The organism is Tsukamurella sp. DT100, assembly GCF_049844855.1.
GTDB lineage: Bacteria > Actinomycetota > Actinomycetes > Mycobacteriales > Mycobacteriaceae > Tsukamurella.
The window spans coordinates 104,218-126,359 of the sequence record NZ_JBNCLV010000007.1; the positions used below are offsets into that span (position 1 = coordinate 104,218).

Sequence of the window (22,142 nt, forward strand, 5' to 3'; positions counted from 1 at the left end):
TACATCAGGTTCAACGGACGACGGGCGCACAGAGTTCCCGAGCCCGGATCCCCTGACCTGCGGAAACAGCGAGGCGTTCTGAGAAGTTGCTTAGAGGAAGGTTACGAATCCGTGCCGGTGCAGGTCGGCGAGCAACCGCCGGGCCGGATCGGCGAGGTCGTCCTCGCCCGTCGCCGCCTCGAGCAGGAGGACGAGGTCCTCGGCGGGGAGTTCCCCGCGGCATCCGGCGAGCAGGCGGGCGCCGGCGTCGTCGAGCTCGTGCACCCAGCGCGGGCCCGACATCCGGGTCACGCGCACCGCCACCTCGTCCCAGCCCTCGTCGCCGGTCACCGATACGCGCTCGAGGGCGACGTCGTCGCCGAGTAGCGGCCGGGCGGCGTCCAGGTCGGCGTCGCGCAGCCACGCCATCCGCGCGAAGTGCGCGGGAACCTCGTCGCCGAGGGGATCGTCGAAGGGCTGGCTCAGCTCCTCGCAGACCACCTCCGACGGGCCGTCGATCGCCCGGAGGAGCACGAAACCGAACCCGATGCCGGTCACGCCGGCGTCGGCGAGGTGGGCGAGCCAGCGGTCGGACTTCGCGCGTCCCTCGCCGACACGCGGGTCGAGCCCCTCGTCGCGGAGCCAGGTGCCCACGTACAGCGCGGGATCGGCGACGTCGCGCTGCAGTACCCACGCCGCGATGCCGTCCGCGGGCAGCCAGGACGCGACCCGGGCCTGCCACGACTCGTCGTCGCCGTGCACCCACGAGGCGAGCAGCGCGGCGGTGCCGCCCGGCGCCAGATGATCCGGTGCGCCCCGCACGACCAACTCGGACGCCCCGTCGAGATCGAGGCCGGAGTCGCGGTAGGTGTGGTCGACGCGGCCCTCGCCCACGACGAAGGGCGGGTTCGCCAGCAGTAGGTCGAACCGGCGTCCCGCGACGGGCGCGAACCAGTCGCCGGTCAGTACCTCGACGTCCGCGCCGTTCAGCGCGGCGGACGCGGCGGCGAAGCCGGCGGCCCGCTCGCTCACGTCGGTGGCGGTGACCGAGCCCCCGAACCGGGTCGCGGCGCACGCGTGCACGCCGCAGCCCGTGCCGAGGTCGAGGACGGTGCCCACCGGCTCGCGCGGCGTGGCCCGCAGCAGCGACTGCGAGGCGTGGCCCACGCCGAGCACGTGCTCGCGGTGCTGCGCGTGCGGCCGCATGAGGCCGTCGAGGTCGGAGAGGAACCATTGCGGACCGTCGGGCAGGTCGAGTGGCCGCAGGCTCAGAGCGGCCCGCACCCGCGACGGGGCCTCGGGATCGGCCTCCAGCAGGCCGGCCGCCAGGGCCTCGTCGACGGTGACGGGGGCCAGGGCACCGTCGACCTGCGGGCGGGGGACCGGCGCGGCGGCGAGGAACAGGCGGATCAGCACGTCCAGGGGCGCGTCGCCGGGTGCCGCGGCCTCGACGGGGCCGGGCTCGCCGCGCGAGAGGCAGCCGTAGGCGTCACCCAGGCGGTCGGCGACGGCGGATTCCGAGAACTCGGCGGCGGCCAGCGCGGGGCCGAGCCGACGGCACAGTGGTGCCAGGCCGGGGGAGAGCAGCACCTAGTCGCCGCGCGTCGAGACGGTCGTGATCGGGTGGCCCTGCAGGGCGAGGCGATCCAGCTTGCGGCGGGTGAAGCGGTCGGGCTCGCCCTTGCGCTTCTTGGGCCGGTCGTTGGCGCGGATCACGGCGATCCACGGGATGGGGATGGAGCCGCCGAGCACGGCCAGCGCGATCATCCAGTTGCCGGTGGCGGAGTAGATCCACGCGGAGATGACGAGGGCGGGAATGCGGATCGCCATGATCATCAGGTAGCGGCGGACGCGCCGCCGGTGCTGCTCGTCGTACGAGTCCTCCGCGTCGGTGATGACGTAGGTGTTCTCACCTTGGTTTCCCACACTTCGATCGTCCCACTGCGGCTGGCAGAATGAAAGTCATGAGTACGAAGACCCTGGAGAAGCCGGACGTCGACGTCGACGCCGATACCGGCACCGACGACGACACCCCCAAGTTCTTCCACTACGTGCGGAAGAACAAGATCGCCGAGTCGGCCGTGATGGGCAACTACGTGGTCGCGCTCTGCGGCGAGACCTTCCCGGTCACCAAGTCCGCCAAGCCCGGCTCGCCGGTGTGCCCCGAGTGCAAGAAGATCTACGACCGCATGAAGAAGTAGCCGCTCACCGCGGCTCCACCTCGCGCGGCGGCCGGGCGGGCGGCACGCGCGGGGCCTCGGGCTCGACGGTGCGCCGCGCCGGGACGTCCGTCTCGACGGTGCGCCGCGGCGCCACGGCACTCGGCGCGTCGGCGGGCGACCCGCCGGACACCGGCGTCTCGGTGTCGGCGGACGGTTCGTCGGTCTCCGCCCGCTGGCGCCGGCGGATCGGGTCGGTCGCGCGGCGCAGGCCCTCGGCGGCCGCCTTGCCGGGATCGGGGATCCCCGCCTCCTTGATCTGCTCGACGACCCAGTCCCGCAGCTGATCGGTGCGGATCTCGCGCGCGGGCCACCGGTCCTGCAGCGCCGCGTTGAACTCCGCGCCGACCATGACCGCGAAGCCGAGGAAGAACGTGAACAGCAGGAAGGCGATCGGCGTCGCCAGCGCGCCGTAGGAGATGCCGCTCCCCGACGCGATGAACGACAGGTACACGCGCAGCCCCGTCGAGGCGACGAGGAAGATCAGCGCCGCGAGCGCCGCGCCCGGCACGTGCCGGTACCAGGGCAGCGGCCGCGGCAGCGCCTGCCGGTAGAGCAGCGCGAGGCCGCCGACCAGCATGAGCACGACGAAGGGCAGGTAGCCGAAGTCGATCAGCTGGGCGACCGCGGGGTGCCACGACGCGGGGATGTACTTGATGATGAAGCTGGGGCCCAGCGCCACGAGCGGCAGCGTGAACACCGCGATCACCAGGAACTCGAGGTAGAGCACCAGCGCGAACAGCCGCTGGTACACCGGATTGCGGACCGTGTGCTGATCGTGCGCCATGCTGATCGAGTCCACGTACGACGACAGCGCCGACGACCCGGCCCACAGCGCGAGGATGAAGCCCACCGAGACCACGTCGCCGCGGCCCTGCTGGAGCACCCCGTCGACCATCGGCCGGATGATCTCGTCCACCACGTTGGGCGTGAAGACCCGCAGGCCGAAGGAGATGAGCCGGTCGTGGATCACCCCGATGGTGTCGGGGCCGAACCAGTTCGCCACGTAACCGATGAGGCCCATCAGGGCGAGCAGCAGCGGCGCCAGCGACAGCGTGGTCCAGAAGGCCGCCTGCGCGCTGTGCCCGACGATCGAATCGTCCCAGGACTTCACGACGGTGCGCCACAGGACCTGCGGCATGCCCTTGACGACGCCCCACGCGCGCGTGGGGAACGAGGCGCGCCGGGGCCGATCCAGGTCCTGGGTGTGCGGACCCGGATCGCGCGGCTCGGCGTCCTGCGCCGGGCCCGGTTGCCGGCCTCCCGGCGTGCCGTGTGCGTCGTCCATCATGTTCAGTCTTCCGCACCGGGGCCGATCACGCCGTAACCGGGATCGCCGCGTGTTGCGAGTAGACTGCTTCCGGGTTCACGATCGACCCGCCCGCGCCGCGGACTCGCGCCGGACGGGCTTCTCTCGCGGTTTAGGGGTGCGTTTCTCGATGGCGGTTTCACTTCGTGTCTGGCAGCGCCGTGCGCTCACGAAGTACCTGACCTCGAAGCCTCAGGACTTCCTCGCCGTGGCGACCCCCGGCGCCGGAAAAACCACGTTCGCGCTGCGCGTCGCCGCCGAGCTGCTGGCCGACCGCACCGTCGAGCGGATCACCGTCGTCGCGCCGACCGAGCACCTCAAGTACCAGTGGGCCGAGGCGGCCTCGCGGAACGGCATCAACCTCGACCCGAACTTCACCAACTCGGGCGGCAGCACCTCGTCGGACTTCGACGGCGTCGTCATCACGTACGCCCAGGTGGGCATGCATCCGTACAAGCACCACGCGCGTACGTCGGCCTACAAGACGCTCGTCATCCTCGATGAGATCCATCACGCCGGCGACGCCAAGAGCTGGGGCGAGGGCGTGCGCGAGGCCTTCGCGCCGGCCACCCGTCGGCTCGCGCTCACCGGTACCCCGTTCCGCAGCGACGACAACCCCATCCCGTTCGTCACGTACGAGCCGGAGTTCGGCGGCGGCCAGCGGTCCAAGGCCGATCACGTCTACGGCTATTCCGACGCGCTCGCGGACGGGGTCGTCCGCCCCGTCGTCTTCCTGGCCTACTCCGGGCAGGCGAGTTGGCGCACCAGCGCAGGCGAGGAGTTCACCGCCCGCCTGGGCGAGCCGCTGAGCAAGGAGCAGACGGCGCGCGCCTGGCGCACCGCGCTCGACCCGCACGGCGACTGGATCCCCGCTGTGCTGCACGCCGCGAACACGCGGCTCGAGCAGCTGCGTCGCGCGATGCCCGACGCGGGCGGCCTGGTGATCGCCACCGATCAGACGACGGCCCGGGACTACGCCGAGCTGCTCGAGGAGATCAGCGGCGAGAAGGTCACCGTCGTGCTGTCCGACGACCCGACGGCGTCGAAGCGGATCTCCGCCTTCTCCGAGGGCACGGACAAGTGGATGGTCGCCGTCCGCATGGTGTCCGAGGGCGTCGACGTCCCGCGCCTGGCCGTGGGCGTGTACGCGACGAGCGCCTCGACGCCGCTGTTCTTCGCCCAGGCCATCGGCCGTTTCGTGCGACTGCGCGTGCCGGGCGAGACCGCGAGCGTCTTCCTGCCGTCGGTCCCGGTCCTGCTGGATCTCGCCGCGAAGCTGGAGGAGCAGCGCGACCACGTGCTCGGCAAGCCGCACCGCGAGTCCGACGAACTCGAGGACGCGCTGCTCATCGACGCGAACAAGCAGAAGGACGAGCCCGGCGAGGAGGAGAAGGCGTTCGTCTCCCTGCACGCCGACGCCGAGCTGGACCAGCTGATCTACGACGGCTCCTCGTACGGCACCGCCACCTTCGCGGGCAGCGAGGAGGAGGCCGACTACCTGGGGCTACCGGGGCTGCTGGACGCCGAGCAGATGCGGGCGCTCCTCAAACAGCGGCAGAAGGATCAGGTGGACACCCGGTCGGCCGAGGTGGAGCGCCCCGCGGCGCCCGCGCAGGTGGAGGAGCGGGCGACCGCGGGCGCGCAGCTCTCCGCGCTACGGCGCGAGCTGAATTCGCTGGTCGCGATGCATCACCACCGCACGGGCAAGCCGCACGGCGTGGTGCACAACGAACTGCGCAGCAGGCTGGGGGGACCCGTCACCGCGATGGCGTCGGCCGATCAGCTGCGCGAGCGGATCGCGGCGGGGCCCACGTGGATGTTCTCGGGCGCGGGTCGGCCACCGACGGGCAGAACCGGCGAGGGCGCCGTGCACCCGCCCGTCGGGGGGGGGCCCGGCGCCGTCGCGTCGGTGGTACTCAGACCGTGACGGGCTCGCCCGTGATGCTGGCGCCCTGCGCCTCCAGCTTCGCGCGGTGCTCGCTGAAGTGGTGGCCGCAGAAGAGCAGCTCGAAGCCCGACGGCAGTACGGCCCGGACCTGGGCGGCCGCCGAACAGCGATCGCAGCGGTCGGACGCCGTCAGGGGAGCGAAGGCATCGCCCGTAGGGGCCTCTGAAGTGACTGTGTTGGTCATGACTCCTCCGTTCCTCACGAACCGTTCTTACATTTCTATATACGTCCGAGGGTACCCATTTGTTCCACCACACCGGGGAGGTGGGCGGCATGTTCTCCCAGGGTGAACAACTTTCGGGCGGCGAAACGCGGATGCGGGGCCGGCGCACGGTCCCCTAGGGTGAGGCGCGTGACGCCGCTGATGATCCCCGCGATGTTCGTGATCGGGGCGATCAGCCAGTACGTCGGCGCCTCCCTGGGCGTCGGTCTGTTCGAACAGCTCTCGCCCGTCGCGGTGGCGTGGCTGCGCGGGGCCGGCGCCGGCCTCATCCTGTTGCTCGCCCTGCGGCCGCGGCGCGCCGACTGGACCCCGGCGCGACTGCGCGCCGCCGCCCTGTTCGGCACGGTCACCGTCGCGATGAACATCGCCTTCTACGAGGCCATCGACCACATCGACCTGGGCACCGCCGTCGCGATCGAGTTCCTCGGTCCGATCGCGGTGGCGGTCGCCGGCTCGCGGCGCGCGGTGGATCTGGTCGCCGCGGCGGCGGCCCTCGTCGGCGTGGTGTGCGTCGCGGGCGTCAACCTCGACGGTGCCGGCCTCGGCTCCGGTGGCGCGATCGGCATCGCCTGCGCGCTGCTGGCGGCGGCCCTGTGGGCGGCGTACATCGTGCTGGGAAAGCGGGTCGCCGACGCGGGCGGCGGCATCGAGGGGCTTGGCGTCGGCCTGGCCGCGGGCGCGCTGGTCCTCGCCCTCCCGGGCCTCGGCCCCGACCTCGTGAGCCGCCCCGAGGCCTTCCTCAGCTGGGAGGTGTGGGTCCTCGGCCTGGGCCTCGGGCTGCTCAGCTCGGTGGTCCCGTACGCGCTCGATCAGGTGGTTCTGAAGCGGGTCGGGCGGGAGCGGTTCGCGCTGCTGCTGGCGCTGCTCCCGGTGACCGCCACCGGCGTGGGCGCCGTGATGCTGGGCCAGCGGCCGGGATGGCTCGAGGCCGTCGGCATCGCACTCGTCGTGGTCGCCATCGCGCTGACCTCGCGGCGGACTCCGGCGCCCGACTCGGGTGGTTAGCGTGTCGCACCATCTCGGCGGCCGATCGGGTTAGATTCGGTTCATGCAGACCGGTGACCCCCATTCGTCCGCCCACCCGCCCCGCCCCGATCGCGACCCGTTCGGCGCACCGTCGGGCGGGCTCGATCGCCGGCGGTTCCTCGCCGGCTTCGGCGTGCTCGCGGGCACCGCGGTCCTCGCGGCCTGCGGCGTATCGGGGCCCGGCGGCGGATCGCCGTCCTCCTCCGCGAAGCCGGCGCGGCCGCTGACGGGGCCCGACCTGAGCGGCGCGGCGCCCGGCGTGCGCGTGCAGGACGACCTGTTCCGCCACGTCAACGGCGCCTGGGCCGACGGCTACCGGATCCCCGCGGACAAGGCCTCGTTCAACACCTTCACCGAGCTGTCGGATCGTGCGCTGGACCAGCTCAAGGCCATCATCGAGGGCATCAAGGATCCGCGAACCCGGAGCAATGAGGCGAAGATCCGCGACGTCTACGACTCCTTCATGGACACCGCCCGCGTCGACCGGGAGGGCGCGGACCCGATCAAGCCCGATCTGGACGCGATCGACACGGCGGCCGACAAAGCGGCGTTGCTCGACGTCATCGGCACCCACCAGAAGCAAGGCGTGAGCGGGCTGGTCGGCTTCTACGTCGACACGGATCAGAAGGACTCGTCGAAGTACGTGCTCAGCCTGCTGCAGTCGGGTATCGGCCTTCCCGACGAGGCCTACTACCGCGATCCGAAGTACGCCGAGGTGCGCGACGAGTACCGCGCGTACCTGGAGAAGACGGCCTCGCTCGCCGGCCTGTCCGACGCGCCCGGCGTCGCCGCCCGCGTGCTCGCCTTCGAAACGTCGGTGGCGAAGGGACATTGGGACCGCGTGCGCTCGCGCGACGCGACGGCGACCTACAACCCGTACCCGTGGGCCGAGCTCGCGAAGCTGGCCCCCGGCTACGACTGGGACCGCTGGCAGAAGGCCGTGGGCATCAAGGCCGACGACGCCAAGAACGTCGTGGTCTCGCAGCCGAGCTTCCTCACCGCGGCGGCGAAGCTGTGGGCGGACACCGACCTGAACACCCTCAAGGATCACGCGCGGATCCAGGTGGTGCGGGCCTACGCCGCGTACCTCTCCGAGCCCTTCGCCACGGCCAACTTCGAGTTCTACTCGAAGACCCTCAGCGGGGTCGAGCAGCAGCGCGATCGCTGGAAGCGCGGCGTGGCCGTGGTCGAGGGCGCCCTCGGGGAGGCGCTCGGGAAGCTGTACGTCGCGAAGCATTTCAAGGCCGACGCCAAGCAGCAGGCCGAGCAGCTCGTGAACAACCTCCGCAGCGCCTACCGCGCCAGCTTCGAGGACCTGGACTGGATGACCCCCGCCACCCGGCGGGCCGCCGCCGCCAAGCTGGAGAAGATCCGCACCAAGATCGGCTACCCCGACCAGTGGCGCGACTACGGCGACCTCAAGACCGACGGGAAGTCGATCGTCGCCAACGTGCGCGCCTCGGGCGAGTTCGAGAACGCCTACCAGCTGGCGAAACTCGCCAAGCCGGTGGACAAGGGCGAGTGGCTGATGACGCCGCAGACGGTGAACGCCTACTACAACCCCGGCATGAACGAGATCGTCTTCCCGGCGGCGATCCTGCAGTCGCCCTTCTTCTCGCCCGACGCGCAGGCCGCGGTCAACTACGGCGGAATCGGCGCCGTGATTGGCCACGAGATCGGCCACGCCTTCGACGATCAGGGCGCGAAGTACGACGGCGACGGCAACCTCAAGGACTGGTGGGAGCCGGCCGACCGGGCCGAGTTCGACAAGCGCACCAAGGCGCTCATCGCGCAGTACGACGCGCTGGTCCCCACCGGGCTGCCGCCGACCAACAAGGTCAACGGCGGTCTCACGGTGGGGGAGAACCTCGCCGACCTCGGCGGCCTGTCCATCGCCATCGCCGCCTACCGGATCGCCGTCACCAACCGCGACGCCGGGACCGAGGGGGCCGTGCAGGCGAGCGGGGCACCGTCGGCCGGGCCGAGCGCGAGCGCCGTGCCGAGCGCGGGGGAGGGGGCCGACCCGGACCTCACGCCGCTGTTCCTGAGCTGGGGCCGGATCTGGCGGAACAAGGCGCGGGAGGCCTCCGCGATCCAGTCGTTGGCGACGGACCCGCACGCGCCGAACGAGTTCCGCGCGAATCAGGTGGTCAAGAACGTGAGCGCCTTCGTCGAGACGTTCGGCGTGAAGCCCGGCGACAAGGAGTGGTTGGAGCCGCGGGACCGCGTCACGGTGTGGTGACGGTCTCCCCGCCGGGCCCGCCGGGCTGGGCGGGGCTACCCGGTGCGGCGGGATGGAACCGCCAGGTCCAGTCCGCGGCGCGGCGGCGGACGGCGGGGATGCGGGTGACCGGCCACAGCAGATAGCCCAGCAGCACGGCGCGCAGGTGGCCGAGCGTCGAGTACATGCCGAAGAAGGGCAGCGTGAGCCGCACCAGGACGGGCAGGGCGAGCATCGCGGCGAGCCGCCATCGCCACGACGGGATGCGGTAGACGAGCAGTCCGAGCACGCACAGGCTGCCGTAGCTGACGCCGACGTCGATCATGCCGCGCAGGTCGAGGTCGTCGGTGATGATCCCGTGCGCCAGTATGCGGTTCGCCGACAGCACCGAGATCAGCGATGCGGTCGCGCTGCCCGCGAAGTAGATCAGGGGCATCCCGATGTGCCCCAGCCAGCGCTCGGCCGGACCGAGGACGAGCACCGTCATCAGCGTCGCGAAGACGATGTCGACGGGCTCGATCCACAGCGCGGAGGTGATGAGCGCCTGCAGTGGGTGGGTGCCGAACCGGTCGAGATTGGTGCTGTGCACCTGCAGGACCTGGTCCGCCAGGCGGTCCGGCAGGCCGAGCAGCATCACGGCGTTGACCGTCACGACGAGCCACAGCACCGCCGCGACCGGGCTCGCCACGACCCACGCCCGCGCGTACCGGGCCCAGCGGAGCATCCACCCCGATCCGGGCCCGGCGCGCCGGACGTTCCCGACGGCCGCCCAGAGGAGCGCGACGGCGATCAGGCCGATCAGCAGGTCCATGTGCTCAGTACAGCACCGTCGCGCGGGGTGAGGGCTACAGGCCCATGTCCTTGGCGATAATGGTCTTCATGACCTCGGACGTGCCGCCGTAGATGCGGTTGACGCGGTTGTCGGCGTAGAGCCGGGCGATCGGGTACTCGTTGATGTATCCGTAGCCGCCGTGCAGCTGCAGGCAGCGGTCGATCACGTCGGAGGCGGCCTCGGTGCAGAACAGCTTGAGCGAGGCGGCGTCGGCGGCGGTCAGCTGGCCCGCGTCGTGCAGCTCGAGACCGCGGTCGACGCTGGACTCCATGGCGTCGACCTTCGCCTTGCACGCGGCGAGCTCGAACTTGGTGTTCTGGAACGAGGCGACGGACTTGCCGAAGATGTTGCGGTCCTGCGTGTACGCCTGCGCGAAGCGCACGGCGGCGGAGGCCTGCGAGTAGGCGCCGACGGCGATCGACAGGCGCTCCTGCGGCAGGTTCTGGCCGAGGTAGGAGAAGCCCTTGTTCTCCTCGCCGAGCAGGTCCGCGACGGGCACCTTGACGTCGGTGAAGGAGAGCTCGGCGGTGTCGGAGGTGCGCAGGCCGATCTTGTCGAGCTTGCGGCCCACGGCGTAGCCCTCGAGCGTGGTGTCCACGACGAACAGCGAGATGCCGTGGCGGCGGTCCTCGGGGGTCGACGGTGCGGTGCGCGCGCAGACGATCACGCGGTCGGCGTTCACGCCGCCGGTGATGAAGGTCTTCGCGCCGTTGAGCACGTAGTGGGTGCCGTCCTCGGAGAGCTTGGCGGTGGTCTTCATGCCCGCGAGGTCGGAGCCGGTGCCGGGCTCGGTCATCGCGATGGCGAACATCAGCTCGCCCGCCGCCATGCCGGGCAGCCAGCGCTGCTTCTGCTCGTCGGTGGCGAGGCCGGTCAGGTAGGGCAGGCACAGCGCGATGTGCACGCTCGAGCCGCCGAAGGAGACGCCGGCGCGGCCGAGTTCCTCGCTGATCACGGCCTGGTACTTGAAGGACTCGATGCCCGCGCCGCCGTACTCCTCGGGCACCTCGATGCCGAAGACGCCCAGCTCGCCGAGCTTGGGGTAGAAGTCCTTCGGCACGATGCCGTTGGCGTACCACTCGTCGTAGTGCGGCACGACCTCCGCCTCGATGAAGGCGCGGAGGGTCTCGCGGAAGGCTTCGTGATCGGCGGTGTAGACGGTGCGACGCATGGTGGGTCTCCTCGGGTTCTCTACTTCGGGATGTCGGTGGTGCTCGCCCCGACGGTGCGCAGGGCGAGGTCGGCGTAGAAGTCGCCGATGCGGTCGGGGGTGATCTCGCCGCCGTCGTGGTACCAGCGGCCGATGTCGATGCCGCTGGAGAGGACGGCGATGGTCGCCATCCGCGGGTCCGGGGTGTCGAAGGAGCCGTCCGCGACGCCGGCGTCGACGATCGCGCGCAGCCGGCGGGTGATCTCGCGGCGGAGGCCGCCGATCTCGGCGCGGTGCTCCTCGGTGAGCGCGTCCAGCTCGTAGTTGACCACGCGGACGCTGGTGTGCGACGACGCGTGATGCGTCGCGAACGCCCGCATCGCGGCGGCGAGCCGCTCGGCGGGGGTGTCCGAGGCGTCGTCGACGGCGTCGATCGCGTCGATGATCCGTTGGTGTCCGACGCGCGAGAGCTGGTGCAGCAGCTGTTCCTTGGACTTGTAGTGCACGTACACGGCGGCGGGGCTCATGCCGGCCGCCGAGGCGATGTCGCGGGTGGTGGTGCCGTGGAAGCCGCGTTCGGCGAAGGCCGCCGCGGCGGCGGACAGCAGCCGCGCACGGGTGGCGTCCGCGCGGGACGGCGCTTCGGGTTCGGTCATCGTTTCCCTCCGGCGGCACCGCGATGCGGCGCGTCGACGCGGTGTCTCTAGTGTGAACGGGACCACAGGGATCGGTCCGTTGACGACCGGCTCTCAGTGGTGCAGAGTAGATGGTACACCGCTAAGCGAGCGCTTAGTTAGTAATGGTTCAACTCGGAGGTCATCCCATGCCCGAAGCCGTCATCGTCTCAACCGCCCGGTCGCCCATCGGGCGTGCAGCGAAGGGCTCGCTCAAGGACGTCCGTCCGGACGACCTCTCGGTCCAGATGGTGCGCGCCGCACTGGACAAGGTGCCCGGGCTCGACCCCCGCGAGATCGACGACCTGATGTTCGGCTGCGGTCAGCCCGCGGGTGAGTCGGGCTTCAACATCGCCCGCGTCGTCGCCGTCGAGGCCGGCCTCGACCACCTGCCCGGCGTCACCGTCAACCGCTACTGCAGCTCGAGCCTGCAGACCACGCGCATGGCCTTCCATGCGATCAAGGCGGGGGAGGGCGACGTCTTCATCTCCGGCGGCGTCGAGACCGTGAGCCGCTACATCAAGGGCAACGCCGACGGCCTGCCCGACACCAAGAACGCCCTCTTCGCCGACGCCGAGGCGCGCACCGCGACCTTCGCCGGCGGCGGCCAGACCTGGGTCGACCCGCGTGAGGCGGGCGTACTGCCGGACGTCTACATCGCGATGGGGCAGACCGCCGAGAACGTCGCGCAGTTCAAGAACGTGAGCCGCCAGGACCAGGACGAGTGGGGCGTGCGCAGCCAGAACCGCGCCGAGGCCGCCATCGCCTCGGGCTTCTGGGCCAAGGACATCACCCCGGTCACGCTCGCCGACGGCACCGTCGTCTCCACGGACGACGGTCCGCGCGCCGGTGTCACCTACGAGGGCATCGCCGGGCTCAAGCCGGTCTTCCGTCCGGACGGCACCGTCACGGCCGGCAACTGCTGTCCGCTCAACGACGGCGCGGCCGCCGTGGTGATCATGTCCGACGAGAAGGCCAAGGCGCTCGGCCTGACGCCGCTCGCGCGCATCGTCTCCACCGGCGTCACGGGCCTGTCGCCCGAGATCATGGGCCTCGGCCCCGTCGAGGCGTCGAAGCAGGCGCTGCAGCGCGCCGGCCTGTCGATCGGCGACATCGACCTCATGGAGGTCAACGAGGCCTTCGCGGCGCAGGTGATCCCGTCGGTGCGCGACCTGGGCATCGACGCCGACAAGGTCAACGTCAACGGTGGCGCCATCGCCGTGGGTCACCCCTTCGGCATGACGGGCGCGCGCATCACCAGCACGCTCATCAACTCGCTGCAGTGGCACGACAAGCAGTTCGGCCTCGAGACCATGTGTGTCGGCGGCGGCCAGGGCATGGCGATGATCATCGAGCGGCTCAGCTGATCCGCGTCTGACGCTTCTCGGAGCGGCCCGTACGTCCTCGACGTACGGGCCGCTCCGTCGTTTCCGGGGGTGTGCGCGTGCAACGGTCCGTACTGTGAGGAGCGTCACAGGGGTTCGGGCGCCCAAGGGGGTCGTCACACGGCGCGGTGTGTCGTAGGCTACAAACTAAGCGAGCGCTTAGTCAGTTTGAACGGAAGGTGTGTGGAGCATGACCCGATTCGCCGGGAAGACCGCGATCGTCACGGGAGCGAGCCGCGGCATCGGCCTGGCCATCGCGCAGCGGCTGGTGGCCGACGGCGCGAAGGTCGTCATCACGGCCCGTAAGCAGGAGGCGCTCGACGCGGCCGTCGCCGAGCTGGGCGGCCCCGAGGTGGCTGTGGCCGTGGCCGGTTCGGGGGATGACGAGGCGCATCAGGACCAGGTGATCGCCACCGCGATCGACACCTTCGGCAGCGCCGACTTCTTCGTCAACAACACCGGCATCAACCCGGTCTACGGCCCGCTCATGGAGATCGACACGGCCGCCGCGCGCAAGATCTTCGAGGTCAACGTGCTCTCCACGCTGTCCTGGACGAAGAAGGTCTATGCGGCCTGGCAGAAGGAGCACGGCGGCGCCATCGTCAACGTCGGCTCCGTCGCCGGCCTGCGCCCCGCGCCCGGCATCGCCTTCTACGGCGTCTCCAAGGCCGCGGTCATCCACCTCACCGAGGAGCTCGCCGTCGAGCTCGGCCCGGACATCCGGGTGAACGCCGTCGCGCCCGCCGTCGTCAAGACCCGCTTCGCCACCGCCCTGTACGAGGGCCGCGAGGAGCAGGTCTCCGCCGCGTACCCGCTCAAGCGGCTCGGCGTGCCCGACGACATCGGCTCGGTCGTCGCCTTCCTGCTCTCCGACGACGCCGCCTGGATGACCGGGCAGACGCTCACCGTCGACGGTGGCGTCCTGCTCACGGGCGGGGTGTAGGCGATGGCCGCCTTCGACCCGAAGGACAAGGGCATCGTCGTCACCGGCGCCGGCAACGGCATCGGCGCGGCGCTCGCCCGCGAACTCGCCGCGCGCGGCGCCCGCGTCGTGGTCGCGGACCTCGACGCCGACGGTGCCGCGCGGACCGTCGCCGAGATCGCCGCCGCCGGCGGCACCGCGTACGCCGCGCCCGGCGACGCCGCTTCCGAGGAGGGCGTCGCCGCCCTCGTCGAGACCGCGCGCCGCGAGCTCGGCGCCGTCGACGCCTGGTACGCCAACGCCGGCATCGACCGCGGGCGCGGCCTCGAGACCCCGGAGTCCGACTGGGCGCTGTCGCTGGACGTCAACGTGATGGCCCACGTGCGCGCCGCCCGGCTGCTCGTGCCCGAGTGGGCCGCGCGTGGCGGCGGCCGGTTCGTGGTCACCGCCTCCGCGGCGGGGCTGCTCACCATGCTCGGCGCCCCCGCGTACTCCGTGACCAAGCACGCCGCCGTCGCCTTCGCCGAGTGGCTCTCGGCGACGTACCGCCACCGCGGCGTCGTCGTCCAGGCGATCTGCCCGCAGGGCGTGAAGACGGGCATGCTCGAGCGCTCCGGCGAACTGGAGGAGCTGCTCAGCCGCGACTCCGCCCTCACGCCCGAGCAGGTCGCGACGCTCGCCGTCGACGCCCTCGCCGGCGACGAGTTCCTGATCCTCCCGCACCCCGAGGTGGCGGGCTACTACGCCGTCCGTGCGACGGCGACCGACAAGTGGCTGCACGGCATGAACAAACTGCAGCAGCGACTCGAGACGAAGGAGAGCGGCCGATGAGGGCCTGGCAGGTACAGGAACTGGGGGAGCCGCTCGCGGTGCTGCGCGAGGTCGACGCCCCGACGCCCGATCCGGGTCCCGGGCAGCTCACCGTCCGCACGCTCGCGACGGCGGCGAACTTCCCCGACGTGCTCATGTGCCGCGGCCTCTACCAGGTCAAGCCGGACCTGCCCTTCACGCCCGGCGTGGAGCTGTGCGGCGAGGTCGTCGCCGTCGGCGAGGGCGTCGACGGCTTCACCGTGGGGCAGCGCGTCCTCGGCGGCTCGGCGCTCCCGTCCGGAGGGTTCGCCGAGTACGCGGTGCTGAACGCGGCACAGGCGTTCCCGGCGCCCGCTTCACTCGACGACGCGCAGGCCTCGTCGCTGTACATCGGCTACCAGACCGGCTGGTTCGGGCTGCACCGCCGCGCGCACCTGCAAGCGGGCGAGACCCTCCTGGTGCACGCCGCGGCGGGCGGCGTCGGCAGCGCCGCGATCCAGCTCGGCAAGGCCGCGGGCGCCAGGGTCATCGGCGTCGTCGGCGGAGCGGAGAAGGCGGAGGTCGCCCGCGAGCTGGGCGCCGACGTGGTCGTCGACCGGCGCACCCAGGACTTCGTCGAGGTGGTCAAGGCCGAGACCGGTGGCCGCGGCGCCGACGTGATCTACGACCCGGTCGGCGGCGACACCTACAAGCGCTCCACCAAGTGCATCGCCTTCGAGGGCCGGATCCTCGTCGTGGGCTTCGCCGGCGGCACCATTCAGGAGGCCGCCCTGAACCACGCGCTGATCAAGAACTACTCGATCGTCGGACTGCACTGGGGCCTGTACAACGCCTACGACCCGGCCGCGGTGCGGCAGTGCCACGCGGAGCTGACCGCCCTCGCCGACCAGGGCCTGGTGAACCCGCTCGTGAGCGAGCGCCTCGCCTTCGACGCCGTCCCCGACGGCCTGCAGCGCCTCGGCGACGGCACCACGGTGGGCCGCGTGGTCTACCAGGCGGCCCAGTGACCGCCGAGATCGGCGCGGTCCTCTTCGACTACGGCGGCGTCCTCACCGCGCCGATGCGGCACAGCATCGAGGCGTGGATCGCCGACGAGGGGATCGAGCCGGCGAGCTTCACGGCGACCCTCAAGGCCTGGCTGGGCCGGGATGCCGACGCCGGCAGCCCCATCCACCGGCTCGAGACCGGCGAGCTGCCCGAGCCCGAGTTCGACGCCGCCTTCGCCGCGGCGCTGCGCACCGTCTCGGGCGATCGCGTGAACCCCGACGGCGTCCTGCGCCGCATGTTCGCTCGGATCCAGGAGGATCCGGCCATGTGGGCGCTCGCCGAGGACCTGCGCGCCGCGGGCGTGTCGGTGGCGATCGTCTCCAACAGCTGGGGCGGCGGGAACCTCTATCCCCGAGAGCGTCTCGCGGCGCTCTTCGCGCCGGTGATCATCTCGGAGGAGGTGGGGCTGCGCAAGCCCGATCCCGCGATCTTCCGGCTGGCACTCGAGCGCCTCGGCGTGCCGCCCGAGCGCGCCGCTTTCATCGACGACGCGACTCCCAACGTCGCGGGCGCGGCCGCCCTGGGCATCCACGCGATCCACCACACCGACGCCGGCACCACCCGGACGGCGTTGCGGGAACTCGTTCCCGCACTGGCCGGCACATCCATCCACCCCTGAAGGAGAACCCCATGACCCAGCGCATCGCCATCGTGACCGGAGCCGCCCGCGGCATCGGCGCCGAGGTGGCCCGCCGCCTCGCCTCCGACGGGCACGCCGTCGCCGTCCTCGACCTCGACGAGGCCGCCTGCCGGGCGGTCGCCGATCAGATCACCGCCGCCGGCGGCCGCGCCATCGGCGTCGGCGTCGACGTCTCCGACGAGGAGAAGGTCACGGCCGCGGTCACCCGCGTCGCCGACGAGCTCGGCGCCCCCACGATCCTGATCAACAACGCGGGCATCCTGCGCGACAACCTGCTGTTCAAGATGTCCGTCTCGGACTGGGATCAGGTCATGGCCGTCCACCTGCGCGGCGCCTTCCTGATGTCGCGCGAGGTGCAGAAGTACCAGACCAAGGAGGGCTGGGGCCGCATCGTCAACCTGTCCTCGACCTCGGCGCTGGGCAACCGCGGCCAGGCGAACTACTCCGCGGCGAAGGCCGGCATGCAGGGCCTCACCAAGACCCTCGCCATCGAGCTCGGCAAGTTCGGCGTGACCGCGAACGCGATCGCCCCCGGCTTCATCGCGACCGACATGACCGCCGCCACCGCCGAGCGCATCGGCGTGCCCTTCGAGGACTTCAAGGCCTTCTCCGCCAAGGAGATCCCGGTGCAGCGCGTCGGCGAGCCCGCGGACATCGCGCACGCCGCCAGCTTCTTCGCCAGCGAGGGCGCGGGCTTCGTCTCGGGCCAGGTGCTGTACGTGGCCGGCGGGCCCAAGGACTAGGTCCGGACAGGACGAGGAGACGAGAAACATGCGGGTACTCAACGGACTCGAGGAACTGCAGGCGGCCGTGGGGGAGCACCTCGGCTACAGCGACTGGGTCGAGATCGACCAGAAGCGGATCGACCTGTTCGCCGACGCCACCGGGGACCACCAGTGGATCCACGTCGACCCGGAGAAGGCGAAGGCCGGGCCGTTCGGCTCGACCATCGCCCACGGCTACCTGACCCTGTCCCTCATCCCGATGCTGGTGTGGCAGATCTACACCGTCGAGGGCACGAAGATGGGCGTCAACTACGGCAGCAACAAGGTCCGCTTCCCCGCGCCGGTGCCGGTCGGCTCGCGCGTGCGGGCCGGGGTCGAGCTCGTCTCGGTCACCCCGGGCGGCGGCGGCCAGCAGGTCGTCGCGCGCGTGACCATCGAGCGCGAGGGCGGCGACCGTCCCGCGTGCGTCGCCGAGACCGTCTCCGTGGTGGTCTTCTGATGGCCGAGCAGCACCCGGGCCTCGATCTCGACGTCCTCGGCACGTGGCTCCCGCAGCACGTGCAGGGCGCGGGATCGCAGCTCGAGGCCGTCCTCATCGCGGGCGGCAAGTCCAACCTCACGTACCGCATCTCCGACGGTGCCTCGTCCTGGATCCTGCGCCGCCCGCCGGTCGGCAAGCTCCTGCCGTCCGCGCACGACATGGGCCGCGAGTACCGGATGATGTCCGCGCTCGGCGGAACCGCCGTGCCGGTCCCGGTGATGTACGCCTACTGCGACGACCCCGAAGTGCTCGGTGCGCCGTTCTACGTGATGAGCGAGATCGACGGCGTCCCCTACCGCCGGGCGACGGAGCTGGAGGCGCTCGGCGTCGACCGCACCCGCGCCATCTCCGAGCGGCTGGTCGACACCCTCGTCGAGCTGCACCACGTCGATCCCGCGAGCGTCGGGCTCGGCGACTACGGCCGCCCCGAGGGCTTCCTGGGCCGGCAGGTACAGCGCTGGCGCAAGCAGTTCGCCGCGGCGCACACCCGCGACCTGCCCAAGGTCGACGAGCTGTTCACCGCTCTCGAGGGACGGGTGCCCGCCGATGCGGTGCCGGGCATCGTGCACGGCGACTACCGCCTCGACAACGTGCTGGTCTCGCCGCAGGACGAGCCCGCCGCCGTCGTCGACTGGGAGCTCGCGACCATCGGCGACTCGCTCACCGACCTCGCGCTCATGGTGGTCTACGGGCGGCTGGCGAAGATCTCCGCCGGCACCGTCAGCGACGTGAGCGAGGCGCCCGGCTTCCTCGACGAGCAGCAGATCATCGACCGCTACGCCGCCGGATCCTCCCGGGAACTCGGGGATTTCGGCTTCTACATCGCCCTCTCCTGCTTCAAGCTCGCAGGCATCGTCGAGGGCATCCACTACCGCTACGTCAACGGCCAGACCGTGGGCGAGGGCTTCGCCGAGGCCGGGGAGGCAGTGAACCCGCTGCTCGACGCCGGACTCGACGCACTGAAGGAGAACTGACATGGATTTCGCGTACGACGCCAAGACCACGGAGTTGATCGGACAGGTCAACGACTTCATGGACAGCCACGTCTACCCGGCGGAGGAGAGCTTCCACCAGCAGCTCGGCTCGCTGGAGAACCGCTGGGCCTGGGACAGCGCCCCGGTCCTGCACGAGCTGCGCGCCGAGGCCCGCAGCCGCGGCTTCTGGAACTTCTTCCTTCCCGGCGAGAACGGCGCGGGCCTGACCAACCTGCAGTACGCGCCCCTCGCCGAGATCTCCGGCCGCAGCCTGCACCTCGCGCCCGCCGTGTTCAACTGTGCCGCCCCGGACACGGGGAACATGGAGGTGCTCAACGAGTTCGGTACCGCCGCGCAGAAGGAGCAGTGGCTCACCCCGCTCCTGAACGGCGAGATCCGTTCCGCCTTCGCGATGACGGAGCCCGACGTCGCCAGCTCCGACGCCACCAACATCGGCCTGTCGATCGTCCGCGACGGCGACGACTACGTGATCAACGGCCGCAAGTGGTGGATCACGGGCGCCATGAACCCGAACTGCAAGATTTTCATCGTCATGGGCAAGACGGCGCCCGACGCCGAACGCCACCGCCAGCAGTCGCAGATCCTCGTGCCGCGGGACACCCCGGGCCTGGAGGTCCTGCGCGGCATGGAGGTCTTCGGGTACGACGACCACAGCCACGGCGGCCACGCCGAGATGCGGTTCACCGACGTCCGCGTCCCCGCCGCCAACCTGATCGGCGAGGAGGGCGACGGATTCGCCATCGCGCAGGCCCGCCTCGGGCCCGGCCGCATCCACCACTGCATGCGCTCGATCGGCGTGGCGGAGCGGGCCGTCGAGCTGATGTGCGATCGCGTGGCGGGCCGGACCGCGTTCGGCAAGCCGCTGTCGGAGCAGGGCGTGATCCGCGACTGGATCGCCGAGTCGCGCGTGCGGATCGAGCAGCTGCGCCTGCTGGTGCTCAAGACCGCGTGGCTGATGGACACCGTGGGCAACCGCGGCGCCCACACCGAGATCCAGGCGATCAAGATCGCCACCCCGCAGACGGTGCAGTGGATCCTCGACAAGGCCATCCAGGCGCACGGCGCCGGTGGACTGTCGCAGGACTTCCCGCTCGCCGAGTACTACGCCGGCATCCGCACCCTGCGGTTCGCCGACGGCCCCGACGAGGTGCACAAGAACTCGCTGGCCCGGGCGGAGCTCAAGCGCGTCGCCGCCAAGAAGGCGCAGTGACGGCGCCGGGCCCGGAGGACCTCGCCCGGAAGGTCGACGACTTCCTCGCCGCGCACCCGCCGGCCACGACGGATCCGCTCGAGTTCCTCCGCGCCCGGTACGACGCGGGTCTGGCGTGGGTCGCCTACCCCGAGGGGCGCGGCGGCCTGGGGCTCTCGCGATCGCTGCAGCAGGCCGTGGACGCCCGCTTCGCGGCGGCCGGCGCACCCGACAACCGCAGTCATGTCAACGGGATCGGCCTCGGGATGGCCGCGCCGACGATCCTGGCCTTCGGCACGCAGGACCAGATCGACCGCTTCCTGCGGCCGCTGTGGACCGGCGAGGAGATCTGGTGCCAGCTGTTCAGTGAGCCCGGCGCCGGCTCCGACCTCGCGGGCCTCGCGACTCGTGCGGTCCGCGACGGCGACGACTGGATCGTCACCGGGCAGAAGGTCTGGACCTCCGGCGCGCACAACGCGCAGTGGGCGATCCTCGTCGCCCGCACCGACCCGGACCAGCCGAAACACAAGGGGCTCACCTACTTCCTGTGCGACATGTCCGACCCGGGCATCGACGTGCGGCCCCTGCGGCAGATCACCGGCGAGGCGGAGTTCAACGAGGTCTTCCTCGAGGGCGTCCGCATCCCGGACGCGCACCGCCTGGGCGAGGTGGGGCAGGGCTGGCAGGTCGCGAACGCCACGCTCAACAACGAGCGGGTCGCCATCGGCGGCCAGGCGTCGCAGCGCGAGGACGGCATGATCGGCGTGGTCGCCGCCACCTGGCGCGAGCGGCCCGAGCTGCGCACGCCCGACCTGCACGACGACCTGCTCCGCCTGTGGGTGGACAGCGAGGTCGCCCGGGTCACCGCGCTGCGCCTCGGCCAGAAGCTCGCCTCGGGCCAGCCCGGCCCCGAGGGCGCGGCGATGAAACTCTCCTTCGCCCGGCTCAATCAGAAGCTCTCCGGCCTCGAGCTGGAGCTGCTCGGCGAGGACGGCCTGCGGTACGGCGACTGGACCATGGTCCGCCCCGACCGGGTGGACTTCTACGGCCGCGATGCCGGGTACCGCTACCTGCGCGCCAAGGGAAACTCCATCGAGGGCGGCACGTCGGAGATCCTCAAGAACATCGTGGCGGAACGGGTGCTCGGCCTGCCGCCGGAGCACCGGGTCGACAAGGACCTGCCCTGGAAGGACGTCCCCAAGTGAGCTACACACCGCAGCTGCTCAGCAGCGACATCGAGGACGATCTCCGCGCCGCCGTCCGCGATCTGCTCGACCGGCGGGTCGCGCCGGCGGAACTGATCGCCGCCTACGACGGTGCCGCCGCTCCCGGCCTGCAGGCCGAGCTCGCGGAGATGGGCGTCACCGGCCTCCTCGTCCCGGAGGAGCTGGGCGGCGCCGGGGCGGGCGCCGCCGTCGCGGGCGAGGTCGCCGAGGAGCTCGGCTCCGCCTGCGCGGCGGGGGATTTCCTCACGTCGGCGATCGCGGCGTCGGTCGCGGTCGCGGCGGGCGCCCCGGTCCTGGCCGGGCAACTGGCCGAGGGCGCGCGCGTGGCCGCGTTGGTCGTGCCGTTCTCGGTGGACCCGCACGGCAACGCCCCGGCCGTCCCCGTCGCCGACGGCGCCCTCTCCGGCACCGTCCGATCGGTGGCCGGCGCGCTCGGCGCCGAGATCCTGCTCGTGCTCGACTCCGACGGTGCCCTGCAGGCCGTTCCGGCGGCCGACGCGCGGATCGAGCCCGTGTCGTCGCTCGACATGACGCGGCAGGTGGCGGACGTGACCTTCGACGGAACCCGGGGCACGGTCCTCACGGCCGACGGTGCCGCCGCCGTGCGTGCGGGTCTGATCACCGGCGCGGCCCTGCTCGCCGCCGAGCAGGCCGGGGTGGCGCGCTGGTGCGTCGCCACCACCGTCGAATACCTGAAGCAGCGCAAGCAGTTCGGGCGCGTGGTCGGCGGCTTCCAGGCCGTGAAGCACCGCCTGGCGGAGCTCTACGCCGATGCGGAATCCGCCGCCGCGACGGCGCGGTCGGCGACGGTCGCCCTGGCGGAGCTCGGGACCGAGGACCCGGAGGCCGTGATCGCCGTGGCCGTCGCGGCCGCGTACTGCTCGGACCTGGCCGTCCGGGCGGCGGAGGAGGCGGTGCAGCTGCACGGCGGCATCGGCATGACCTGGGAGGCGCCGGTGCACCTGTACCTCAAGCGCGCCAAGGCGGACCAGATCGGCCTCGGTACTCCGGGGCGACACCGCGCCGCGCTCGCGGGCCTGATCGACCTCCCCGCCTGAGAAGAACACACCGTCGGAAAGTA

General features: G+C 71.5%; 22 protein-coding genes. 15 read left to right on the forward strand and 7 right to left on the reverse strand.

Annotated elements, in window-relative coordinates; genetic code table 11:
- Positions 1-90: 90 nt before the first annotated feature.
- Complete coding sequence (locus ACLQ3K_RS17650; protein ID WP_426000954.1) at positions 91-1,569, reverse strand: DUF7059 domain-containing protein; 1,479 nt, start codon at positions 1,567-1,569, stop codon at positions 91-93.
- Positions 1,570-1,905, reverse strand: coding sequence for a DUF3099 domain-containing protein (locus ACLQ3K_RS17655; RefSeq protein WP_224645750.1), 336 nt, complete (start codon positions 1,903-1,905; stop codon positions 1,570-1,572). It abuts the gene before it with no gap.
- A gap of 38 nt (positions 1,906-1,943) precedes the next feature.
- On the opposite strand from ACLQ3K_RS17655, the gene ACLQ3K_RS17660 reads away from it, so the two are divergent.
- Positions 1,944-2,180 (forward strand): DUF3039 domain-containing protein, encoded by a 237-nt coding sequence (locus ACLQ3K_RS17660; RefSeq protein WP_068525069.1) that lies wholly within the window; start codon positions 1,944-1,946, stop codon positions 2,178-2,180.
- Between the two features lie 4 nt (positions 2,181-2,184).
- Here ACLQ3K_RS17660 and ACLQ3K_RS17665 read toward each other — a convergent pair whose 3' ends face one another.
- Positions 2,185-3,486, reverse strand: coding sequence for a YihY/virulence factor BrkB family protein (locus ACLQ3K_RS17665; RefSeq protein ID WP_426000955.1), 1,302 nt, complete (start codon positions 3,484-3,486; stop codon positions 2,185-2,187).
- Positions 3,487-3,637: 151 nt separating this feature from the next.
- On the opposite strand from ACLQ3K_RS17665, the gene ACLQ3K_RS17670 reads away from it, so the two are divergent.
- On the forward strand, positions 3,638-5,434 hold the full coding sequence (locus ACLQ3K_RS17670) for a DEAD/DEAH box helicase (RefSeq protein ID WP_426000956.1): 1,797 nt from the start codon (positions 3,638-3,640) through the stop codon (positions 5,432-5,434).
- Here the strand turns inward: ACLQ3K_RS17670 and ACLQ3K_RS17675 are convergent.
- Positions 5,424-5,639 carry a DUF7455 domain-containing protein gene (locus ACLQ3K_RS17675; protein WP_224645747.1) on the reverse strand — a complete coding sequence of 72 codons (216 nt, stop codon included), beginning with the start codon at positions 5,637-5,639 and terminating at the stop codon, positions 5,424-5,426. The genes ACLQ3K_RS17670 and ACLQ3K_RS17675 overlap by 11 nt on opposite strands.
- A gap of 168 nt (positions 5,640-5,807) precedes the next feature.
- On the opposite strand from ACLQ3K_RS17675, the gene ACLQ3K_RS17680 reads away from it, so the two are divergent.
- Together ACLQ3K_RS17680 and ACLQ3K_RS17685 are read left to right on the forward strand one after the other, a co-directional pair.
- Positions 5,808-6,683, forward strand: coding sequence for an EamA family transporter (locus tag ACLQ3K_RS17680; protein ID WP_426000957.1), 876 nt, complete (start codon positions 5,808-5,810; stop codon positions 6,681-6,683).
- A 43-nt stretch (positions 6,684-6,726) separates the two neighbouring features.
- Positions 6,727-8,946 carry a M13 family metallopeptidase gene (locus ACLQ3K_RS17685; RefSeq protein WP_426000958.1) on the forward strand — a complete coding sequence of 740 codons (2,220 nt, stop codon included), beginning with the start codon at positions 6,727-6,729 and terminating at the stop codon, positions 8,944-8,946.
- Here ACLQ3K_RS17685 and ACLQ3K_RS17690 read toward each other — a convergent pair.
- From ACLQ3K_RS17690 to ACLQ3K_RS17700, 3 genes are read right to left on the reverse strand one after another with little or no spacing between them, the layout of a single operon-like run.
- Positions 8,933-9,736: a rhomboid-like protein gene (locus ACLQ3K_RS17690; protein WP_426000959.1), complete on the reverse strand. Its 804-nt coding sequence runs from the start codon at positions 9,734-9,736 to the stop codon at positions 8,933-8,935. The genes ACLQ3K_RS17685 and ACLQ3K_RS17690 overlap by 14 nt on opposite strands.
- A gap of 34 nt (positions 9,737-9,770) precedes the next feature.
- A complete protein-coding gene (locus ACLQ3K_RS17695) occupies positions 9,771-10,928 on the reverse strand; it encodes an acyl-CoA dehydrogenase family protein (protein WP_336670478.1) in 1,158 nt (385 codons plus the stop codon).
- Between the two features lie 20 nt (positions 10,929-10,948).
- Positions 10,949-11,563, reverse strand: a complete 615-nt coding sequence (locus ACLQ3K_RS17700; RefSeq protein ID WP_426000960.1) for a TetR/AcrR family transcriptional regulator — start codon at positions 11,561-11,563, stop codon at positions 10,949-10,951.
- A 167-nt stretch (positions 11,564-11,730) separates the two neighbouring features.
- On the opposite strand from ACLQ3K_RS17700, the gene ACLQ3K_RS17705 reads away from it, so the two are divergent.
- The 11 genes from ACLQ3K_RS17705 to ACLQ3K_RS17755 all read left to right on the forward strand — a co-directional run bounded on the left by ACLQ3K_RS17705 (position 11,731) and on the right by ACLQ3K_RS17755 (position 22,119).
- Positions 11,731-12,948, forward strand: coding sequence for an acetyl-CoA C-acetyltransferase (locus ACLQ3K_RS17705; RefSeq protein WP_426000961.1), 1,218 nt, complete (start codon positions 11,731-11,733; stop codon positions 12,946-12,948).
- Positions 12,949-13,156: 208 nt separating this feature from the next.
- A complete protein-coding gene (locus ACLQ3K_RS17710) occupies positions 13,157-13,909 on the forward strand; it encodes an SDR family oxidoreductase (protein ID WP_224645740.1) in 753 nt (250 codons plus the stop codon).
- A gap of 3 nt (positions 13,910-13,912) precedes the next feature.
- Positions 13,913-14,719, forward strand: coding sequence for an SDR family NAD(P)-dependent oxidoreductase (locus ACLQ3K_RS17715; protein WP_224645739.1), 807 nt, complete (start codon positions 13,913-13,915; stop codon positions 14,717-14,719).
- A complete protein-coding gene (locus tag ACLQ3K_RS17720; RefSeq protein ID WP_426000962.1) occupies positions 14,716-15,705 on the forward strand; it encodes an NADPH:quinone oxidoreductase family protein in 990 nt (329 codons plus the stop codon). The genes ACLQ3K_RS17715 and ACLQ3K_RS17720 overlap by 4 nt, the downstream gene beginning before the upstream one ends.
- Complete coding sequence (locus ACLQ3K_RS17725) at positions 15,702-16,364, forward strand: HAD family hydrolase (protein ID WP_426000963.1); 663 nt, start codon at positions 15,702-15,704, stop codon at positions 16,362-16,364. Before ACLQ3K_RS17720 ends, ACLQ3K_RS17725 begins: the two co-directional genes overlap by 4 nt.
- 11 nt (positions 16,365-16,375) lie before the next feature.
- Positions 16,376-17,128, forward strand: coding sequence for an SDR family oxidoreductase (locus ACLQ3K_RS17730; RefSeq protein ID WP_426000964.1), 753 nt, complete (start codon positions 16,376-16,378; stop codon positions 17,126-17,128).
- A 28-nt stretch (positions 17,129-17,156) separates the two neighbouring features.
- The gene (locus tag ACLQ3K_RS17735) at positions 17,157-17,609 is read left to right on the forward strand and encodes a MaoC family dehydratase (protein WP_224645735.1); all 453 of its coding nucleotides are present in this window, start codon (positions 17,157-17,159) and stop codon (positions 17,607-17,609) included.
- Positions 17,609-18,625 carry a phosphotransferase family protein gene (locus ACLQ3K_RS17740; RefSeq protein ID WP_224645734.1) on the forward strand — a complete coding sequence of 339 codons (1,017 nt, stop codon included), beginning with the start codon at positions 17,609-17,611 and terminating at the stop codon, positions 18,623-18,625. Before ACLQ3K_RS17735 ends, ACLQ3K_RS17740 begins: the two co-directional genes overlap by 1 nt.
- Before the next feature lies 1 nt (position 18,626).
- Positions 18,627-19,856 (forward strand): acyl-CoA dehydrogenase family protein, encoded by a 1,230-nt coding sequence (locus ACLQ3K_RS17745; protein WP_426000965.1) that lies wholly within the window; start codon positions 18,627-18,629, stop codon positions 19,854-19,856.
- The gene (locus ACLQ3K_RS17750) at positions 19,853-21,040 is read left to right on the forward strand and encodes an acyl-CoA dehydrogenase family protein (RefSeq protein WP_426000966.1); all 1,188 of its coding nucleotides are present in this window, start codon (positions 19,853-19,855) and stop codon (positions 21,038-21,040) included. The genes ACLQ3K_RS17745 and ACLQ3K_RS17750 overlap by 4 nt, the downstream gene beginning before the upstream one ends.
- Positions 21,037-22,119: an acyl-CoA dehydrogenase family protein gene (locus ACLQ3K_RS17755; RefSeq protein WP_426000967.1), complete on the forward strand. Its 1,083-nt coding sequence runs from the start codon at positions 21,037-21,039 to the stop codon at positions 22,117-22,119. The genes ACLQ3K_RS17750 and ACLQ3K_RS17755 overlap by 4 nt, the downstream gene beginning before the upstream one ends.
- The last annotated feature ends 23 nt before the right edge of the window (positions 22,120-22,142 follow it).